The organism is Fluviicola sp. (assembly GCF_039596355.1).
In the GTDB taxonomy this organism is placed as follows: Bacteria; Bacteroidota; Bacteroidia; order Flavobacteriales_D; family Crocinitomicaceae; genus Fluviicola.
Genome location: NZ_JBCNJW010000003.1, coordinates 220,131 through 239,994 on the forward strand (window position 1 = coordinate 220,131; position 19,864 = coordinate 239,994).

A 19,864-nucleotide genomic window follows, 5' to 3' on the forward strand; every position below is an offset into this window, starting at 1 on the left:
CGACGGATAATTATCAGTTAAACTTGTTATGGAGTTACCGGAGGTAATAAAGTACTTGAAAAGTCTGGAAGTACAGGAGGAATTGTTTGCTGTAACATGACCAGGTTGGTTGGCATTTTTACAGTCCATGGCGATCCTACCGGAGTACCTTCTGTGTCATCTTCAGCATCTTTTATTTCCTGAACAATAGACAAGTAAAGATCATCATCAATTGTTGGAGGATCTCCACCGTTCCAGATTTGCCCTGTTTTTACATAATGTAATACCGCTTTAGTAAACATCGGACGAACCGGAACGACAACACGGGCATAGCCTGCCTGCAAAAATTTCATGAATAAAGGATCTGTATCATCATAGTTTTTAGTGACAACCCAGTTTTTCTTTCTGCCCCAAAAATATGGGTAGAAGAGGTACATCATATTATACCATTCAAATGCTTGTTCAAAGAACTTAATATAGTTTCCTTCGGCTATTGCTTCGTTATTCTTAAATTGAGGATAACCTTGTGATGGCTGATTATCTCTCATGGCATCAAATGCCTCGTATTTCTGACCGGTGAACAGCTCTAGCGATGCTCGTTTTAATTCTTCTTTTTCGATTTCTCTGTTTCGGGCAGGATTGTCTCCCAAAATGCTGACACCTGCTTGTATGTTTGCTGCTGAGGCTTGTTCCTCATAAGCTGCCAGTGAGCGATTGTAAGTGTCGACAATTGCGTTATATGTGCTTATTTTCCATTTGCTCAATGTATCCGCTGCCCGTTGGCATAATACTTCTACGTTGATAACATAAGAGTTGGGGTGATCCGCCATTACTGAAAATGGAACTATTCCAGTCTCATCGTTTAGTGAAACGGTATATTGGTTGGCGTCATCTTGCCATTTGTCGCCAATCCATACTTTCACCCAACCGCTCCATGATTTCATGATTTTAACAATAGCTGATTTAGCAACGTATCCATCAGGTACAGCCAGATCATTACTTGAAAAAGTAACCGGCCATGGATATGGATCACTATTGGGAGTTTTATCTTTATTAAAGGCTTTATTTACCCATTTGTAAATTGATGGGGGAGGCGTAATATCTGGAACTCCATATAAAGCAGCTAAGTGCGCGTAATTGCTTTCTGTAATATCGTTAAAGTTATTCAGCCCGTTTTCTTTTAAGGGAACGGGTTTTTCTAAAACTCCACCTTCCGGAGGTCTGTTTATTTGTGAGAAAATATGAAATGCGGCTGGCTCCGGAATCATGAATTCAAACATCATCCGTCGACCATAATTGATGATTTTTGAGAGATAATATTTATCAACCCAATGGTATACTCCTGTTACATGACCTGTACCGGCTGTATTATCGAAGCCATGAGTATTGACTTCAACAACCTCATCTATTGTTGTTCTTGAGCGTTGTTCTCTAACTCGTTCAATGACTCTTTGCATTGCTTTTTCGGTCACTTCTTTTGCATAAGAAGAAGCTACTTTTTCTGCGTCAAGAGAAGCAGAAGAAGAGGCAAAGGAGCCACCTGAAGAGTTGTTATACGAAGCGGAGATACTTGCCGGACCGTAACTTGCAGTAAGTGTAGCTCCGAATCCGCTTTCATTGAAGGACTGATTTTGTTGACTTTCCTGAACTACATTGGATATTTCTCTTTCCAATGCGAAACGTTCTGTGGTTTGAGTGTCTCTTTGTGTCTCTGTAGTTGTTTCCGTTTCAGTGGTATATGTCTCCTCAATACGTTCCAGTTTTCGATGTTCACGTTCTTTTTTCTCCGATTGAAGAATATTTTCGATATGAGCAATTTCGCCCATTTCATATTTTAGTAATTGTTGCTTGATTACTAATAAGTCCGCTACACCTATCGGTTGAATATTTCCTGAACCTTTTGGGATTGTTGTACCATAAAATGGATCACAAGGATTTCGCTGATCTTCTAATTCAAGAAGTTCCCAGCAATAATTCGACAATGAAACCAATGCCCCTCCGATGCGAACGACTCTTTCCGAACCTTTTCTTTTTTGGTAAACGATGTTTGTTTGCTTGTCGATTTCTTTTTGAATTCTTGCGGCAACAGTATCAATCTTGGTATATTGGTTAGGAATCTTTAAAAGATTGATAACTTCTTTTGTTTCTTCTGTAAGTAAATCATAGCTATCACTGGTTAAGTAAATAGGATCAACAGGTAGTTTTGACATTGGCCCTTCTCTTATGGGGTTCTCGGTCGCACTATTTACATCTTCTCTTAACTTTTCATCCGAATTCTTTGTCGAGAAAGCAGTATTATACCCTTGATTATCTAATGATAGAGTGATTTCTTCCAATGCTGCTGATAAGGCTTCAATCTTTTTTTGAGCTGCAATAATATCAGAGTTGTCCTGTTCAATCGGAGTATTATTTTCATCAATAGGATTTACAATTTCCGGTAAGGGAAATATGGGTTTCGGTAAAACACAGGATGCTAGAGCAACCTTGCGAAACCCGCCCTCGTCCATCATCAATTTGTTATTCGAAGCGATCTCCTCGAATATGTGCAGAACTCGGAGAAAGTTGGTTATGAGTTCTCTTTCTCCCAGATTCTTAGGAAGAATTACTTCCGCCATTAGGATATCCCACAAACGTAATTTCTTTTCAAGATAATCGGAAGATTCTAGATACTCAATTATCGTAGATTCAATAAAGTGATCCTCAACCTCACTTTTAAAAGATGCTGCAGTATCCAGAAATTGTTTGGAAGTTAAATAATCCAGAATTGAACTGAGTCCGGGAAAGATTGCAGACAACTCTGCTTTTGTTTCCCAGTAAAAAGAACTTGATAGTCTGTATTCAGATACAGTTGCTTCCATGACATCCCGTGGATTTGCTTTTGAGAGGTCAGATAGTAAACGGGAATAAAGTAGTTGTCCGTGACTCTGAATTTCTTGCAGGATAATTGGATCAATTGAGAAAAAAAAGTTATAGGTAATAAAGCGAGCGCTTATTTCTTCATCTGTCAGTTTTTGAGCCTGTCTTACGTTCAAAAACTTGAAGACATCATTAATAGGGCTATTCATATTTGGTGTTTAAATGGTTTCTAGAAAGGTTAACTATTTTGTGAAAGGTATAAAAAAGAAATGCATTTTCAAAAAAAAGACACGTTTTTTTGAAGGAAATAATTCATAAATGTTTTGCTATTGTGATTTCTGAAAAGAAATGCGCAAAAAAAAGCGATCCGAAGACCGCCCTGTCAAAATTAGATTCTATTTAATACAATGCGTTATTATCGAATGTTTCGTATTTGAATACGTCCAGTGAGCTCTCATCCTGCAGCCAAAGTTGTCTGTTCTTCAGACGTCTGATCAGGAATGTTCCCGTAGCTCCTGCACCTGTAAAAGTCACATGCGATTTATCACTCGAAAACGCCCACTGCCCATCTGAAGAAATGTTTCCCATCGTGTAGGTCAATGTACCTCCTTTTTTGAGTTCGAGCACATATTTATACGGATCGTTGGTCGTGGTTCCATCAGCGTGTTCAGTTTGCTGCAAATCCCATTTTCCCTGCATGCGTGCTTTTCTCGTCAGAAGAGAAAGGCCCGGACCGTCCGGATATTTCTTACAGGAGTTCAACGAGGAAACAGCCAAAAACAGGACTAAAATGCTTGTGAGTACCTTGAATTTAAACATAAGCTTGATGTATTTAAACGTTTCGATTCATCAAATAGGCAGAAAGTTTAAACAGGGGAGAAACTTTTAATCCTTTTTCTTCCAGGTTTTTCAAATTCTGCATCGCTGACTGGTAATAGGAATCCATCACTTCCAGCGTATTGTTGCGTGCCCCGATTTCTTCAAACAGGACTTTCGCGAACTCAATTTTGTCTTTTGCAGGCTCCATCTTTAATAAATCGTCAAAGCGCGAATCTCCTTGTTGAGCTGCCAGTTTTTTGGCCTTCAGGAAAAGCAGTGTTTTCTTGTTTGAGAGAATGTCTCCGCCGACTTGTTTCCCGAATAATTCCGGATCACCGTAAAGGTCGAGAATATCGTCCTGGATTTGAAAGGCAATTCCCAGCGAAACACCGAATTGGTACAAACTGCTCCGTGTTTCTTCATCCTGGTTTGCCAGGATTGCACCGAATTCAAGCGCACATCCCAATAAAACAGAAGTCTTCAAGCGGATCATTTCAATGTATTCCAATTCCGTAACATCTTTCCGGGATTCAAAATCCATGTCCAGTTGTTGTCCCTGGCACACTTCAATGGCCGTTTCGTTGAATCGTTTCAATAACAGCGGCAGGCGTGCATCAGCATACTTTGCGAGTTGCTGGTAAGCTTCCACGAAAAGTACATCGCCGGAAAGAATCGCAATATTCGAATTCCATTTGGTGTGTACGGTTGCTTTTCCCCGGCGCACCGGCGCTTCATCCATGATGTCGTCGTGGATCAGCGAGAAATTGTGAAAGAGTTCGATGCACAAAGCGGCATGAATACTTTCTTCTCTCGGAAGATCAAAAATACTTCCCGAAAGAATGGTGAGCATCGGGCGCATGCGTTTACCTCCCAAAGCCAAAAAGTAACGCAGCGGGTCGAATAAGTTGCGCGGTTCCCGGTCGAAATCAATCTCTGAGATCCGGCTTTCGAGATACTGTGTGTATTCCGTCAATTCCTCCATTATTTATTCAGCAATTGCAGTAAATAAGTTCCGTAGCCGCTTTTTACCAAAGGCTGAGCAATGGTTTTTAGCTGTTCTGCCGAAATAAAACCGTTCCGGTAGGCAATCTCTTCGATACACCCTACTTTCAGTCCCTGGCGCTCTTCTATGACCTGAACAAACTGTCCGGCCTGCATGAGTGAAGGGAAAGTCCCGGTATCGAGCCAGGCAGTTCCCCTGCTCAGGATAGCCACTTTCAGTTTTCCACGTCGCAGGTATTCTGCATTGACATCGGTAATTTCATATTCTCCGCGTGCGGAAGGCTCCAGGTTTTTGGCAATTTCGATCACATCGTTGTCATAGAAATACAAGCCGGGAACAGCATAATTCGATTTCGGATTTTTGGGTTTCTCTTCGATGGAAATGACCTGCATGACCTCATCGAATTCCACCACACCATAACGTTCCGGATCACTGACATGATACGCGTAAACAACGCCCCCGTCCGGAGAAACATTTTCTTTCAGCAATTCGTCCATTCCGACACCGTAAAAGATGTTGTCTCCGAGAATGAGCGCCACGGAATCAGACCCGATAAACGATTCTCCAATTACAAAGGCCTGAGCGAGTCCATTCGGTTCCGGTTGTTCGGCGTAGGAAAATGCACATCCCAGCTGGCTTCCGTCACCAAGCAGTTTTTTGAACTGTGGCAAATCGTGCGGCGTAGAAATAATCAGGATCTCCCGGATTCCGGCTGTCATTAGAATCGACAGCGGGTAATAAATCATTGGTTTGTCGTAAATCGGCATAAGCTGTTTACTGATCGCCAATGTCAGCGGGTGAAGCCTGGTTCCTGAGCCTCCTGCCAGAATGATTCCTTTCATGGTTTAATCTTCCTTTTTGTCGTTTGATTCACCTTCCGAATCCGGGTTGGGCTTCTTCAATTCTTCATCCTCTGCCTTTTCGATCTCCAGCAAATCCCAGTTGATATCGGAATCTTCGTCGTAAATCTCGAAAAGCGGTTCTTCGAATGATTTGGTTGTCAATCTGCGCTCGTAGCTCAGTAACAAACAAGGAAGCAGGATCAGGTTGGTGAACAAAGCCACGAAGTAAGTAAGCGCAGATAAGTAACCCAAGGCCTGTGTTCCTCCGAAATCAGAGAATACAAACACGATGAATCCGAAGAACAGGATCACGGAAGTGTAGATGATACTCAAACCGGTTTCGCGGATAGAGATTGCGACACATTCCTTCAAATCCCATTTCTTTAACTTGAGTTCGTGACGGTAATGCGCCAGGAAGTGAATGGTATTATCGACGGTGATCCCCAATGCAATAGAGAAGATCAATAACGTAGAAGGTTTCAACGGAATTCCGAAAAGCCCCATGATTCCTGCAGTAGTTACCATCGGGATGAGGTTCGGGATCATCGAAACGAGTACCATGCGGAAAGAGTAGAAGAGGACACACATCAGAGCGGCAATGGAAAAGACCGCAACAATAATATCCTGCGTTAAGTTACTCACCAGGTATTTGGTTCCCTCAGACGCCACAACCGAGGTTCCGGTCAGCGTTACATCGTAGTATTCTTTATCAATGGCTTTACGGAGCGTTTTCTTGAAATTCGGTTTGGTGAAGTATTGGCGAACCATTTCCGGATCGGAGTCAAACGCGTATTGTTTTTTATCATCTCCGTTCGACAGAATTTCCGTTACGTTGTTGTAGACACCGCTCGACAGATCGAAAATAGAATCGATGTACCCCAGTTTGCCTTTTTTCACCTGCTTGTAGTACGTTTCCAGGATCGGCTTATCCGGGTTCATGATACTGTCGATACGCTGATGAATCAGGTGTACCTCATCTTCCACTTCATACGATCCCAAATCCTTCATGGAAGTACGGACACGCAGGATGTGGTTCGTCGTATCAACGAGTTCCTTGATGGAGAACGTAGAATTGTTTGTAGTCGTAGACAAATTCTTCAGGTAATCATTCAGACGGAGTTTGTCTTTCGTTGCAAAAATCTTGTATTGAGCAGGATTGTTGTTGTAATAAGCCATGTTCACGACTTTTACAAAATCCACGATGGAAAGGCTTTTCGCAAACAACGTGTCTTTGTTGAGCATGTCCTGAACCTGTTCCACGCTTTGCATGGTATTTTTCCCGAACAAACGGCCTCTTTCCTTGTAATCAATCAACACTTCAAATGGAACTGCTCCCCCGAAGTTTGCCTCCATGAATTGGATGTCTTTCAGGATCGGATCTTTTGCCGGGAGGTCACCCGTGATGTTTCCGGTTACTTTGATAAAAACAATACCAACTCCTGTCCCCAGTGTGAGAATAATGGTGATCGTATAAACCAGTTTGCGGCGGTTTGCAGTGATGTAAACCAGCTTTTCAAGGAATCGGACAGCTGCTTTTCTGTCGAGGTGTTTCAGGTGCCGGGTCTTCGGTTGCTTGGAGAACGACGCGAAAATTGGAATCAAACACAATGAAACCACGTAACACAGCATGATATTCAGGGAAGAAATCACCCCGAATTCGAAGAATTTCGTAGAATTGGTGAAGATAAAGGTCATGAAACCGATTGCCGTAGTCACGTTGGTGAGCCACATGGCTGTTCCGGTTTTGCGGATCGTTTGTGCCAGTGCCTTGATCTTATTTTGGTGTAAACGGAATTCGAAGTGGTATTTGTTGAACAGGTAAATACAGTTCGGAATCCCGATTACAATCATCAGCGGCGGAATAAGCGCCATGATGATGGAAATGTTGTATTGGAACAACCCGATGGTTCCCATTGCCCAGATTACCGTAATGGCAACCACAATCAAACTGATGAGTGTTACGCGCACCGAACGGAAGAAGAAATACATGATTCCGAAAGAGATTAGCAAGGAAAGGATCACGAAAATGTACATCTCGCTCATCACGCGTTTCCCGATAAGTACACGCATGTGTGGCAATCCGGCGAAGTGAACTTTGTTGAATTCCTTTTCGTAGGATTTTGCCAGGTTTTCGATCTCGATTACCACCTTTTGTTTGTCCTTGTCAACCAGGAAGCTTTCGTCCAGGCTCACCATCATCAAACTCACGTTTGCAGAGTCGTTGTAAAGTACCCCGTTGTAAATCGGGTTGCGTCGGATTTCCTTCTTGATCTGCTCAATGGATTTCTCCTTGAAGGTTATATCGGAGAAAATTGGTTTAATGGTAAACTGGCTGTTGGCAGTATCGTTGATCAGGTTGAACAGTTTCGCTTCCGAAATGACCGATACAACCCCATCAATCTGGAGAATCGAATCTCCCAGGTTTTTCCACAAGAGGAATTTCTCCTTGGTGTACAAATCCTTGTCCTGGATCGCAATGATCAGCGCAGAACCATCTTCCCCGAACATTTTTTTGAACTTCAGATACGTAATCTGTGTGTCGCTGTCCTTCGGAAGCATGTTTCCATACTTGTTATCGATTTTCAAACCGGTCAAAGCGTAATAACCCAATAACACGGTTAAAAGCGCCATGATGGCAAGAATGATGAAACGGTTTCTGAGAATGATGTTGGCTATTCTATTCCACATGCTTCTTTCGTTTTTTAATTTGAATCAGACCGATTGAACGGACCTGTTTTTGGTTACTTTTTAATCTGTGTGAACGCTTGTTTTTGTCTGAAACGGTGTTTTATTTCTTAAAACTGCACGAACGTTTGTTTCTATTATCCGGTTGTGCTGGCTTTACTTCAAATACGTATTCAACCAGTCGAAGAATTCCCTGTTCCACAATAGGCTGTTTTGCGGCTTGGTTACCCAGTGGCCTTCATCCGGGAAGTACAGGAACTTGCTTGGAATTCCTTTCAGCTGAAGTACCTGGAATGCCTGCATTCCTTCGGATTCCGGAACTCTGAAATCCTTTCCTCCGTGAATGACGAGCATCGGCGTGTTCCATTTGTCGACCATGCGGTGCGGACTGTTTTTCGCATAAAGCTCCTTGTTTTCAGGAAGCCAGTATGGCCCGCCGATATCCCAGTTTGCAAAGAATAATTCTTCGGTTGTTCCGTACCAGCTTTCGAGGTTGAACAAACCACAATGTGCGATGAATGTCTTGAAGCGGTTTTCGTGGATTCCGGCAAGGTAGTAAACAGAATATCCGCCGTAACTTGCTCCCACAGCTCCCAATTTGTCTTTGTTGATGGAAGGAATTTGCGCCACACAGCTATCCACTGCCGTCAGGTAATCGCGCATGGCTTGTCCGCCCCAGTCTTTCGAAATTGCATCATTCCATTCCTGCCCGAATCCCGGAAGACCTCTGCGGTTCGGTGCAATCACAATGTAACCCTGGGAAGCGATCAACCGGAAATTCCAGCGGTAGGAGAAATACTGCGAAACAGGACTTTGAGGTCCGCCCTGGCAGTACAACAATGCAGGATATTTCTTCGCCGGATCGTAGTTCGGAGGATAAATCACCCAGGTCAGCATTTTCTTTCCGTCTGTAGTGGTGATCCATTTTTCCTGGACGGTCGGTTCCGCGATTCCGCTCAATTCTTCTTTGTTGGAAAAAGTCAATTGTTCTTTCTGACCGGTTTTCGGAGTGTAGATCCAGATATCCGTCGGGTGGATCATATCCTGTCTTTCCAATAGAATGCGGTCTTTCATCACACTGATGTGAACATAGTCACAGCGATCCGATGTCAATTGCTGGATTTTCCCTGTCAATACATCCACGGAGAACAACTGCTTGGTCGCTTTGATGGTTGCCGTGAAATAAATCAGTTCTTTGGATGGATGCCAGGCGTAATCGTCTACGCTCAAATCCAGGCTAGCAGTAAGGTCTTTTTCCTGTCTGCTCGCCAAATCCATGATGCGGATGCGGTTTTTATCTGCTTCGAAACCGTCTTTTTCCATGCTCAGCCATGCAAGCGTTTTTCCCGATGCATTTACGGATGGATTGGTATCGTAGCCTTTGTGCGCAGAAGAAAGAATCGTGGTGATTTTATCTGCCGTGCGGTAAGCATAAATTTCGGAGTTGGTAGACTGTGCAAATGCTTTTCCCGCCAGTTTCTTGGTCGAGTAGAAAATCGTTTGTCCGTCTTTGCTGAAACACACACCTTCAATTCCACCGAAAGGACCCGTTACGGAAGGGAAATTTTCTCCCTGCATCACGTCAGCCTTTTTGGTGAAGTTTCCTTCCGAAGCAAATTCATACCAGTATAAGTGCATGACTTCCGGTGAAGACCATTGGTTCCAGTGGCGGTACATCAGGTCCGTTTCCACGCGGCCGGATGTTTGCGGCAAGTCCGGGTATTTTTCAGCAACTGTTTGTTTGATTTTCAGGAATTCCAGCGTAGCAAAACGCTTTCCATCGGGACTCATCACCAACCCTTCAACGGATAAAGGTCCGAAAGTGTGTAGTGTTTTCACCGCTTTGGTTGCCGGATTCAGGCTTTGAAGTTTCAAATCCGAACCAACCGGTTGCAAAAAGATCAACTGATTTTCAGCATTCCAGAAAAAATTCCATGCTCCGTCCACTTCGAGAGGGTGCGTTTTTCCTGTTTTCAACTCAACCAAACGGGTGCTGGTTTTTCCTTTGTTGATGGTGTAATCGTATTTTGTACTTTGATACAGCATCCACTCCTCGTTGGGCGATCCTGCAGCTCCGGAAACCCGGTTCAGAGACCACAGTTTTTCAGGAGTAAATTCTTGCGCTGCTGCCTGGAGTTGCAGTAAAGAGCTTGTAATCAGTACAAGTAAAAATGATAGTTTACCCATAGATATTTTTCAAGTTGCTCAAAAATACCTAAAAAAGTCAAGAAGAAGACTATAAAAGACAAGTAAATACGGCTTTCCTTATGATTTGAGTCTGGGCTTTTTGCGCCGGGAATGCTTTAGAAAGTAAGCATAAGTGAAAACAAGCAAAGCAAGGATTCCTGTAAAGATGCATGTGACTGAAAGCGTTTGTGCAAATGAATACGCCTGTGAATAGCAGTAAAAAAGCGAATTAATGGCTGCAAGCAAAAGAATCAGTGTCCGCTGAAAACGTTTTATTCGAATCATTAACAATCTGGTTTTGAGTGAAATTTAACTAAAAAAGCAATGCCTGATTGTTAAAGTGAATAAATAAACAAAATAGGGTTGAACTTTTGGGGTTATTTACTGTATTGTAAAAAAAAGAGGTTATGAAATCAACAACTGTCCGATACGCTATCCAGGATCCGTGTGATAAGAAATGGAACGATATGCAGCCCGAAAAACAAGGGCGTTTTTGCGGTTCTTGTGAAAAATCAGTGGTAGATTTCACGAACATGTCAGATTTCTCCATTGTTTCCTATCTGGAAAACCACAAACACGATAAAGTGTGCGGCCGGTTCACGAAGCCGCAGTTGGAACGGGTATATCAGGTGAAAACAACTGTTCCTTCGCCGGTAGTTGATCTGCGGGCAGTGGTACTTGGTTTGGCACTGACTACCTTTTCGGCTGTTCATACCTTTGCACAGTCCGAACCCCAGGAACCGGTGAAAATTGATTCGATGGTACAGGTAGAGCCTGTGATTATGGGAAAAATTGCCGTTCTGCCACCTCCAGTCAATCATTTATCCGAGAAATTGGTAAAAGGAACCATTACGAATCAACTGCGTTCGTACCAGGGAATTTATGTGCAGCTGAAAAATGCAAAAGGGCATGTATTGAAAACCGTGCAGCCCGATGAAAAAGGAAACTTTGAAATCGAACTGAACTGGAAGCGCAATCCGGCATATATTGAGATTTCGGGTGTTGGCTTTGAAACAGCCGTGCGCACTTTCTCTTCTCTGAACTCCTTATCCGGAATCCGGGTTGAACTGCTTGAGAAAGAAGAATTCATGATTGTCGGAGAAGTAATCCAGGTTGATCCGGAGTAGTTTAACTGTTTTGATTCAAAGTACGATGATGAAAATGCGCCCTTTAATAAATAGCCTCTTAGTTGCTTCTTTCCTGATATTTTCGTTAGTTGGAAATCCCCTTTTTGCACAAGCTTCAAGAACACCCGATCACCGGAAGAATGATTCTTTAATACATCTGTATGATTCGTTGATGTTAATGAATACGGCTAAATATGCAATTGATGTAAATCATTCCGGTGAAAAAATGCTGAGTGGAGTGGTGGTGGTTCCAGACGGGAATTACGAACAGGTCACCATTCAGTTACTTGGAAGTGGTGATGCCGGGATTTTGACCGTAAAACCTGATCGAAATGGCAAATTCACCATTGAACTGGATTGGTCAAAACAACCCGCTTCTCTTTGGATTTATGCCTACGGATACGTTTCTGAAAAACTTTGGCTGCACAATCAACCGGATTTAAAAAAGCTGAAGGTTTCGTTGGTAAAAGTAAAACCCACGAACAGTTTGCCACCAAAGACTGAATAAATAAGATGCGATTGAACCTTTTGAAAGATGAAAACTAAAAAGATCCAATACCATATTGATGAGCCGTGTCATGCCGATTGGGACACCATGAAGCCGGAAGCTCAGGGACGTTTTTGTTCCGAGTGCAGCAAAGTGGTGGTAGATTTCAGCGAAATGTCGGATTTCTCGATTGTAAATTACCTGGAAAATAACAGGCATCAGTCTGTTTGCGGGCGTTTTGCTGAGGATCAGCTGGATAAAACCTATGTGTGGACCAAACCGCATGTAAGTCCGTTTCATTTTGATCTGAAAGCGGTTGCTTTGGGTTTGGCGCTGAGTACGTTTTCAGCGTTGCCTTCCCAGGCACAGGAAAAACCGGCTATTGAGCTGGATTCAACCATTAAGATCGTGGTTCAGGGAAATATCACGACGGCTTATAGTCATGGTTCGGCAAAGGCCGTTTCAGGAACTGTTCAGATTTCGGGTAAAAGTTCTAAGCTGTCGCAGATCACGTTATTCGACGAAAATTCGAAAGAATTGCTTTCGGTTACTTCAGACAGAGACGGAAAGTTTCAAATTCCGCTGGACTGGAGCCAAAATCCTTCCGGAATCCGTGTGGCTGCTCCGGGCTGTTATCCCCGTACAATCTATTTCAGCAGGCTGCAATCATTCGAAAACCTGGTGGTTACGTTGAGCAAAAGAAGTGCAAGAGGTACGGTCAAAGGAAAATTGCGCTATTAAATTGATATTACCAAAACCTCCAATATGACAAACAAGAAAGGGACGTGATGCATCACGTCCCTTTCTTGTTATAATTTCTATTTGTTTACTCTACTGTAACCGACTTCGCCAGGTTTCTTGGCTGATCCACATTACAATCTCTCATCACGGCAATGTGGTAGCTCAATAGCTGAAGCGGAATGGTTGCCAGGATTGGGACCAGGTGCTCATCCGTGTCCGGAATTTCGATCACGTGGTCTGCCATTGCGCGTACTTCCGTGTCACCTTCCGTTACGATTGCAATGATTTTTCCTTTGCGTGCTTTTACTTCCTGGATGTTGCTCACTACTTTTTCGTAAGAAGTTCCTTTCGTTGCGATGACAAAAACCGGCATTTCTTCATCGATCAGTGCGATTGGTCCGTGCTTCATTTCTGCTGCCGGGTAACCTTCTGCGTGGATGTAGGAAATCTCTTTCAGTTTCAAAGCTCCTTCCAGTGCAACCGGGAATGAACTTCCGCGTCCAAGGTATAAGGCATTGGTTGCATCCTTGTAGATTTTCGAAATTTCTTCGATCTCTGAATTGCGCTCCAACACACGTTTCACTTTTTCCGGAATCACTTCCAGTTCGGAAAGCATGGTTCTGAATTTGGATTCGCTCAAAGTGCCTTTTCTGTGCGCCAGGGAAAGTGCCATCAGGGTCAAAACGGTTACCTGTGCGGTAAACGCTTTGGTGGACGCTACCCCGATCTCCGGGCCGGCGTGCGTATACGAACCTGCATCGGTAATGCGGGAAATGGATGAACCAACCACATTACAGATTCCAAGAATTGTTGCTCCTTTTGATTTTGCGAGTTCCAAAGCTGCCAATGTATCTGCCGTTTCACCGGATTGAGATACTGCGATCACGATATCGTTTTCACCGATAATCGGGTTGCGGTAGCGGAATTCCGAAGCGTATTCGACTTCTACATTGATACGTGCCAGGTCTTCGATCAGGTATTCTCCCACCTGACAAGCGTGCCAGGATGTTCCACAGGCTACCATGACAATGCGCTTGGCATTGATCATTTTTTGTTCGTAGTCTTTGATTCCACCAAGGGAAACCCATCCTTCAGCTGCATTCAAACGTCCGCGGAAACAATCTTTGATTGAACGTGGCTGTTCGTGAATTTCTTTCAGCATGAAGTGTTCGTAGCCACCTTTCTCCAGGGCTTCGAGTTGCATTTCCAGTTCCTGAACATAAGGTGTTTTTGCCTGGTTGCGCAGGTTGGTAATGTTCAACCCGTTTACGAGGTCTACGACTGCGATTTCTTCGTCTTCCAGGTAAACAACCTGGTTCGTGTATTCAATGATCGGTGTAGCATCGGAAGCCAGGTAGAATTCGTTTTCTTTCCCGATTCCAACCACCAGCGGTGAACTCTTCCGTGCGGCAATCAATTGATTCGGATTGTCGGAAGAAATCACGACGATGGCGTAAGCCCCGATGACGTTTTGCAACGCGATGCGGACAGCTTCTGCCAAATCTACATTTTCTTTTTTCTGAATATCGTCGATCAGGTGAACCAATACTTCGGTGTCGGTCTGACTTTTGAAGTGGTATCCGCGAACAATCAGCTCTTCTTTCAGGCTGTTGTAATTCTCGATGATTCCGTTGTGGATCAATGCAATGTTCTCATTGTTTGAAAAATGAGGATGTGCATTGACATCGTTCGGAGCTCCGTGAGTTGCCCAGCGGGTGTGCCCGATTCCTGCGTGTCCGGCAATGTTTTTACCTGCAGCAAATTCCTCCAGGTTAGATACTTTCCCCTGACGTTTGTATAAATTGATCTTTCCTGAGTCCAAAAGCGCGATCCCCGCACTGTCGTAACCACGGTATTCCAGGCGCTTTAATCCTTTAATCAAAATAGGATAAGCTTCTTTTTTTCCAATATATGCTACAATTCCACACATGTCTAATTGAATTCAGTGTATTTAATAACCAATTTAGGTTTTGTTTTGTAAGAAGTTGACGGCCCGTTGAAAATCAGGCGTTCTGCAGTACTTGAAAACAAATCGGGAGAAGGAATCACGTAAATGGTTTTGTTCGGAAGCTTTCCGGAAGCCACATCCTGGATGTAGGATCTCAGGTTAATGATGAATCCTTTTTGGTTGTTGTCGTATGTTGTTGCAGATCCCTGGATCACAATGTTGTTTCCGTCGTCGTCTTTATACACCAGTGTAATGGTTTGACTCGGACTGTATACGTTTCCAGTCTGGTACGCAATCGGAAGATAGAGCAATGCATTGTTGATCAGCGATTTTTTCGAAAGATTCGCAAGACCCGGAACGTCGATTGCTCCCCAAAGTCCGAAACACTGTGCGTAGAAATTGCTTTGTCCGTTGTCCGGGTTTGCCAGTACATCTGCTACATGGTATCCGCTGTGATCAATATCCGAATGGTTGAAGTAAGCACTGCTTCCGTTCAGTCTCAGGGAAAAACTGCGTTGGTCTGTTTCCCCGGAGAGGTGGAAGTAAACCGTTAATTTGGTTTCCTGGTTCCCCATTTTGAGGTACAGGATTCCGCCCGAACCGGGTCCTGGATTGGCATTGGCAACACTGATTCTGATCCCTTTGAAATAATTGGAACTTAAGAATTCGGACGTGCTGTTGAAGGCAACGTTTCCTGCAATGGCATCTTCTACAAAGCGCTGTCCGAGGGAATTCACCAATTTCAGTCTCAACTGCGGATTTAATGTATCGTATCCGCTGCTGCTGGTATTGCTGTGAACCAAAACTTCCGCCGTCGTATTGGGGGTTTGTGTTGCTGAAGAAGGATCTACCAGGTCTGAACCCGTTACCGGTTTGGTATTGTTGCGGAAATACATGGAACTGATCGAAAGGGTGTCGTCCAATTCGTATACTTCGAATGTTTGCGGAGATAATTTTCCGTAATAACCTCCGTAAGACAAACTGAGTACCACCGAATCGATTTGCTGCAGCGCGGCACCTGTTGGAAGAGTTACTTTTCCTTCGATAGACAACTGGGTGTAAACCGAGTTGTTCATGATCCCGAATTTCGGATCATGGCAGGCTCCAAGTGTTCCGTAGGTTTGGTTATCCGTCGGAATGGAGTCTTCGTCGATGGTGTATGTTTTTAATTTAAACGTGTCTACACCGCCTGCTTTCAACAGTTCATCCACGCTAAGAACCTGGGTTCCCAGAGAGGAGGATTTTTTCTTGCAGGAAGGTAAAACGGAAACAGTTAAGACAAAACAAGCGGAAAGTAAAGTTGCTTTCCGCCAGTTATTAGTGAGTTTTTTCAGATTCATCATTGTATCAAAATGCCTTCTTCTATGACTTTGTCAAAGAACTCTGACAGTCCTTTTGTTAAGTGTTCTTCCGGTAAGTAATTTAATTTCAGACAAGTTGCTTCATCGTACACTTTCTGTAATTCCGGTTGAATTACTTCACTGCTTTGAACAACCCCGTCAGAGAACGTCACAGCAGCCTTAGTTATTGCGTCGAGGCTCGGCGATTTAACTAAATTTGTGACTTCCTCATCAAAACCGTCGAATTTCAGTTTTTCATGAAAACGTTCGTCCCAGGAAGACTGGAACCCTTCGTTGTGATCATAAATGCTGTAAACCACTTTGGTATCAGCAAAATGAGGGTCTTTGTTGTAGATCTTTTTGATGTACAAAGGCATCAAAGAAGTCATCCAGCCGTGACAGTGGATCACATCCGGTTTCCAACCCAGTTTTTTCACTGTTTCCAAAACGCCGCGACAGAAAAACATACTTCTTTCATCGTTGTCGTTGAAATCGGTACCTTTCTCATCCATCACGTTGGTTTTACGCTTGAAAAACTCATCGTTGTCGATAAAATAAACCTGTAGGCGGGCTGCAGGAATCGACGCTACTTTGATGATTAGTGGATGGTCGTTGTCATCGATAATGATATTCATTCCCGAAAGGCGGATTACTTCGTGAAGCTGGTGTCTTCTCTCATTAATACTGCCAAAGCGAGGTGTGAAAACGCGGATCTCTTTACCATTCTCCTGAGTTCCTTGCGGAAGTTTGCGAGCGTTGTGAGAAATTTCTGTTTTCGCAAGAAACGGATAGATTTCCTGTGAAACGAAGAGAATTCTTTTCTTTTCCATAGAATTCAATAGGGGAATTTTTGAATATTACAAGTGCAAAATTAAGAAAAAAAGACGGAATCTTCAAGATATTAATATAGTTTTGCCTGCTTGTTTTGAACGAAAGGGGATAAATGTGGAAATAATAAACACGGTTGACGGGCTGAAACAGGCTCTGGACTCACTCCGGAAAGAAGGTAAAAGTATTGGTTTTGTGCCAACTATGGGAGCCCTGCACCAGGGGCATATGGATCTGATAAGTCGCGCCGGTGCTGCATGTGACGTGGTAGTGGCTAGTGTTTTTGTGAACCCGACCCAGTTCAATAATTCCTCCGATCTGGAACTTTATCCGCGCACTCCGGAAGCCGATGCCGGGTTGTTGAAAAAATTTGGCTGCGACTTCGCTTTTTTTCCTTCCGTGGAGGAAATTTATCCCGAAAACTGGATAGTTCCCCGGGTAGATTTAGGCGGATTGGACACCGTGATGGAAGGAAAATTCCGACCGGGACATTTCAACGGAGTCGTTCAGGTGGTTTCACGCCTTTTCCAGATTGTGGAACCGGAAAAAGCATTCTTCGGATTGAAAGATTTTCAGCAGGTTGCGGTGGTGAAGCGCATGGTTTCCGAACTGAAAATGCCGGTTCAGGTGATTGCCTGTGAAACTTCCCGGACAGAGAAGGGACTTGCCATGAGTAGCCGTAACAAACGTTTGACGGAAGAACAACGCGAAGAAGCCTTGATTATTTTCAAAACGCTTTCCAAAGCAAGAGAGGATGCAAAACAGTTTTCTCCTGCCGAAACATTGAAAAGAGCCCTGGAACTTTTTGAAACCGGAACGCTGAAACTGGAATACCTGAATATTGTTCATCCTGATACGCTGGAAGATCTGACCGGTCACTGGGTTCCCGGAGCAACGATGTGTATTGCCTGCTTTTGCGGAGAAGTCCGGTTGATTGATAATCTTTCTTTAATTGAAAATTGAGAAGACAGATTATTTTGAGTAAGCCCTCTTGCATAATTACGAATTACTAATTCAGAATGCCGAATGAAGGGGCTTTGATCTGGAAATACGAATCTTAAATTCGTAATGAAGCATTCATAATTCGTAATTATAGTACTATCTTTGCACCTCGATTTTTACAAACATGTTGATACAAGTAGTCAAATCAAAAATTCACCGCGTACGCGTTACACAGGCAGAATTGAATTACGTCGGAAGTATTACCATTGATGAAGCGTTGATGGAAGCGTCCAACCTGGTAGAAGGTGAGCGTGTGCAGGTGGTCAATATCAATAATGGTGAGCGGCTCGAAACATACGTTATTAAAGGCGACAGAAACAGCGGAACCATTTGTTTGAACGGTCCGGCAGCCCGAAAAGTAGCGGTTGGAGACATGATCATTATCATCGGTTACGGTTACATGACTTCCGAAGAAGCAAGATTGTTCAAACCGTCTTTGGTTTTCCCGAATGAAATGACTAATTTGATAGTCTGATGAAAAAAACGGCAGGTATCATTCTAAAAACAGTGCTTCCACTGGCTTTGGGTGTCTACCTGATTTGGTTCTTTTTTGACTCGATGACCCCGGAAGTTCGGAAGTACTTTTACAAGGCACTTCGCGAAGCCAATTATTTCTGGGTTTTCCTTTCTCTTTTACTGAGTTTCTTTGCGCTTTTGTCCCGTGCTTACCGCTGGAAATACCTGTTGGAGCCAATGGGTTACAAAACGTCTTTGTGGAACCGGTATCACGCGATCATGATCGGTTACATCGTGAATTTGACAATTCCGCGTGCGGGTGAAGCTTCGCGTGCCGGAATGCTCTACCGTTCGGATGGTGTGCCTTTTGCAAAATCTTTCGGAACGATCCTGGCAGAACGCGTTTTCGACCTGATGATGCTGTTTTCGGTGGTATTGCTTGCTTCGTTTGTGGGAGCCGGCGATTTCTGGAAAATCAAAGGGTTGATTGAAGCGAAATTTTCCGCTAATCCCAATTCTGCTGCAACCCTGCAGTGGATCAAATGGGGAATCATCGGTTTGGTTGTACTTGCTTTTGCCGTTGTCTTCCTGATTAAAAAGATTCGGGACAAACTGATCGGGTTTGTAAAGGGGTTGTTTGCCGGCGTATTGTCTGTCTTCAAAACCAAACATCCGTTTTCATTTATCGGGCACACCTTGTTTATCTGGGTGTCGTATGTGGTTTACTTCGGAATCTGCTTCTTCGCACTTCCGGAGACATCCGGCGTACCGCCAACAGGAATGTTGCTTGCTTTCTTGGCGGGGTCCATCGGAATTACGCTCACGAATGGTGGAATCGGGGTTTTCCCGCTCGTAGTTGGTCTGGTGATTGATTACTACCTGAAAGATCAGTACGGCGATCAGGCTTGGGGAATCGGCTGTGCACTCGGAGCGATTATCTGGTCTTCCCAAACGCTGTTGATTATTGTACTGGGAGCTTTATCCTTCTTTCTCTTACCAAAAAATTACTCAAAAGATGGGGAAATTCGAACAGATCAGGAATAAAGTAACTTCCCTGGAAGAGATGGCGCAGCGCATCCGCGACTGGAAACAGGCCGGTGAGAAAGTGGTATTTACCAACGGCTGTTTCGATATCCTGCACGAAGGACATGTCACTTATTTATCGAAAGCGGCAGATTTGGGTTCCCGCCTGGTTGTTGCTCTCAATACGGATGCTTCTGTCAGAAGACAGGGGAAAGGCCCGGAACGGCCGATTAACCCGGAAAGTTCCCGAGCCTTGTTGATTGCTGCATTGGGTTTTGTAGATGGCGTAGTGCTTTTTGATGAAGATACGCCGTTGCATGTCATCGAAACGCTGCTTCCTTCTGTTTTGGTAAAAGGAGCCGATTACGATGCGGCTGAAACCAATCCGGTGGATAAAAAGTACATCGTTGGCCGGGAAATCATCCTGGAGAACGGCGGCGAAGTGAAAACCGTGAGCCTGGTGGAAGGCTTCAGCACCACCAATATCGTAAAGAAATTAAAAGGTTAAGAGAGAAGAACGTAACTGATAAAAACAAAAAAG

General features: G+C 43.8%; 16 protein-coding genes. 7 read left to right on the forward strand and 9 right to left on the reverse strand.

What is annotated here, in order from left to right; genetic code table 11:
- Positions 1-26 precede the first annotated feature (26 nt).
- The 6 genes from ABDV94_RS08960 to ABDV94_RS08985 all read right to left on the reverse strand — a co-directional run bounded on the left by ABDV94_RS08960 (position 27) and on the right by ABDV94_RS08985 (position 10,371).
- On the reverse strand, positions 27-3,044 hold the full coding sequence (locus ABDV94_RS08960; protein ID WP_343606645.1) for a hypothetical protein: 3,018 nt from the start codon (positions 3,042-3,044) through the stop codon (positions 27-29).
- Positions 3,045-3,234: 190 nt separating this feature from the next.
- Positions 3,235-3,654, reverse strand: coding sequence for a hypothetical protein (locus ABDV94_RS08965; RefSeq protein ID WP_343606646.1), 420 nt, complete (start codon positions 3,652-3,654; stop codon positions 3,235-3,237).
- A 13-nt stretch (positions 3,655-3,667) separates the two neighbouring features.
- A complete protein-coding gene (locus ABDV94_RS08970) occupies positions 3,668-4,636 on the reverse strand; it encodes a polyprenyl synthetase family protein (protein ID WP_343606648.1) in 969 nt (322 codons plus the stop codon).
- Positions 4,636-5,499 carry a glucose-1-phosphate thymidylyltransferase RfbA gene (rfbA, locus tag ABDV94_RS08975; protein ID WP_343606650.1) on the reverse strand — a complete coding sequence of 288 codons (864 nt, stop codon included), beginning with the start codon at positions 5,497-5,499 and terminating at the stop codon, positions 4,636-4,638. Before rfbA ends, ABDV94_RS08970 begins: the two co-directional genes overlap by 1 nt.
- A 3-nt stretch (positions 5,500-5,502) precedes the next feature.
- On the reverse strand, positions 5,503-8,187 hold the full coding sequence (locus tag ABDV94_RS08980; RefSeq protein WP_343606652.1) for an MMPL family transporter: 2,685 nt from the start codon (positions 8,185-8,187) through the stop codon (positions 5,503-5,505).
- Between the two features lie 153 nt (positions 8,188-8,340).
- Complete coding sequence (locus ABDV94_RS08985; protein WP_343606654.1) at positions 8,341-10,371, reverse strand: S9 family peptidase; 2,031 nt, start codon at positions 10,369-10,371, stop codon at positions 8,341-8,343.
- A 407-nt stretch (positions 10,372-10,778) separates the two neighbouring features.
- Between ABDV94_RS08985 and ABDV94_RS08990 the strand changes: the two genes are divergently transcribed.
- From ABDV94_RS08990 to ABDV94_RS09000, 3 genes are all read left to right on the forward strand, one after another.
- Positions 10,779-11,498, forward strand: coding sequence for a hypothetical protein (locus ABDV94_RS08990; RefSeq protein ID WP_343606656.1), 720 nt, complete (start codon positions 10,779-10,781; stop codon positions 11,496-11,498).
- Between the two features lie 178 nt (positions 11,499-11,676).
- A complete protein-coding gene (locus ABDV94_RS08995; RefSeq protein ID WP_343606658.1) occupies positions 11,677-12,006 on the forward strand; it encodes a hypothetical protein in 330 nt (109 codons plus the stop codon).
- A 27-nt stretch (positions 12,007-12,033) separates the two neighbouring features.
- On the forward strand, positions 12,034-12,726 hold the full coding sequence (locus tag ABDV94_RS09000) for a hypothetical protein (protein WP_343606659.1): 693 nt from the start codon (positions 12,034-12,036) through the stop codon (positions 12,724-12,726).
- Positions 12,727-12,811: 85 nt separating this feature from the next.
- Here the strand turns inward: ABDV94_RS09000 and glmS are convergent, their stop codons facing one another.
- The 3 genes from glmS to ABDV94_RS09015 are packed head-to-tail and all read right to left on the reverse strand — an operon-like array spanning position 12,812 to position 16,844.
- Positions 12,812-14,656, reverse strand: coding sequence for a glutamine--fructose-6-phosphate transaminase (isomerizing) (gene glmS, locus ABDV94_RS09005; protein WP_343606661.1), 1,845 nt, complete (start codon positions 14,654-14,656; stop codon positions 12,812-12,814).
- A gap of 2 nt (positions 14,657-14,658) precedes the next feature.
- The gene (locus ABDV94_RS09010; protein ID WP_343606662.1) at positions 14,659-16,017 is read right to left on the reverse strand and encodes a DUF4270 family protein; all 1,359 of its coding nucleotides are present in this window, start codon (positions 16,015-16,017) and stop codon (positions 14,659-14,661) included.
- Complete coding sequence (locus tag ABDV94_RS09015; protein WP_343606664.1) at positions 16,014-16,844, reverse strand: glycogen/starch synthase; 831 nt, start codon at positions 16,842-16,844, stop codon at positions 16,014-16,016. The genes ABDV94_RS09010 and ABDV94_RS09015 overlap by 4 nt, the downstream gene beginning before the upstream one ends.
- A 115-nt stretch (positions 16,845-16,959) precedes the next feature.
- Between ABDV94_RS09015 and panC the strand changes: the two genes are divergently transcribed.
- The 4 genes from panC to ABDV94_RS09035 all read left to right on the forward strand — a co-directional run bounded on the left by panC (position 16,960) and on the right by ABDV94_RS09035 (position 19,831).
- Positions 16,960-17,805: a pantoate--beta-alanine ligase gene (gene panC, locus ABDV94_RS09020; protein ID WP_343606666.1), complete on the forward strand. Its 846-nt coding sequence runs from the start codon at positions 16,960-16,962 to the stop codon at positions 17,803-17,805.
- A gap of 163 nt (positions 17,806-17,968) precedes the next feature.
- Entirely contained in the window at positions 17,969-18,319 is a 351-nt protein-coding gene (gene panD / locus ABDV94_RS09025; RefSeq protein ID WP_343606668.1) for an aspartate 1-decarboxylase, read from the forward strand.
- Entirely contained in the window at positions 18,319-19,344 is a 1,026-nt protein-coding gene (locus tag ABDV94_RS09030) for a lysylphosphatidylglycerol synthase transmembrane domain-containing protein (protein ID WP_343606670.1), read from the forward strand. Before panD ends, ABDV94_RS09030 begins: the two co-directional genes overlap by 1 nt.
- Positions 19,316-19,831, forward strand: a complete 516-nt coding sequence (locus ABDV94_RS09035) for an adenylyltransferase/cytidyltransferase family protein (protein ID WP_343606672.1) — start codon at positions 19,316-19,318, stop codon at positions 19,829-19,831. Before ABDV94_RS09030 ends, ABDV94_RS09035 begins: the two co-directional genes overlap by 29 nt.
- The last annotated feature ends 33 nt before the right edge of the window (positions 19,832-19,864 follow it).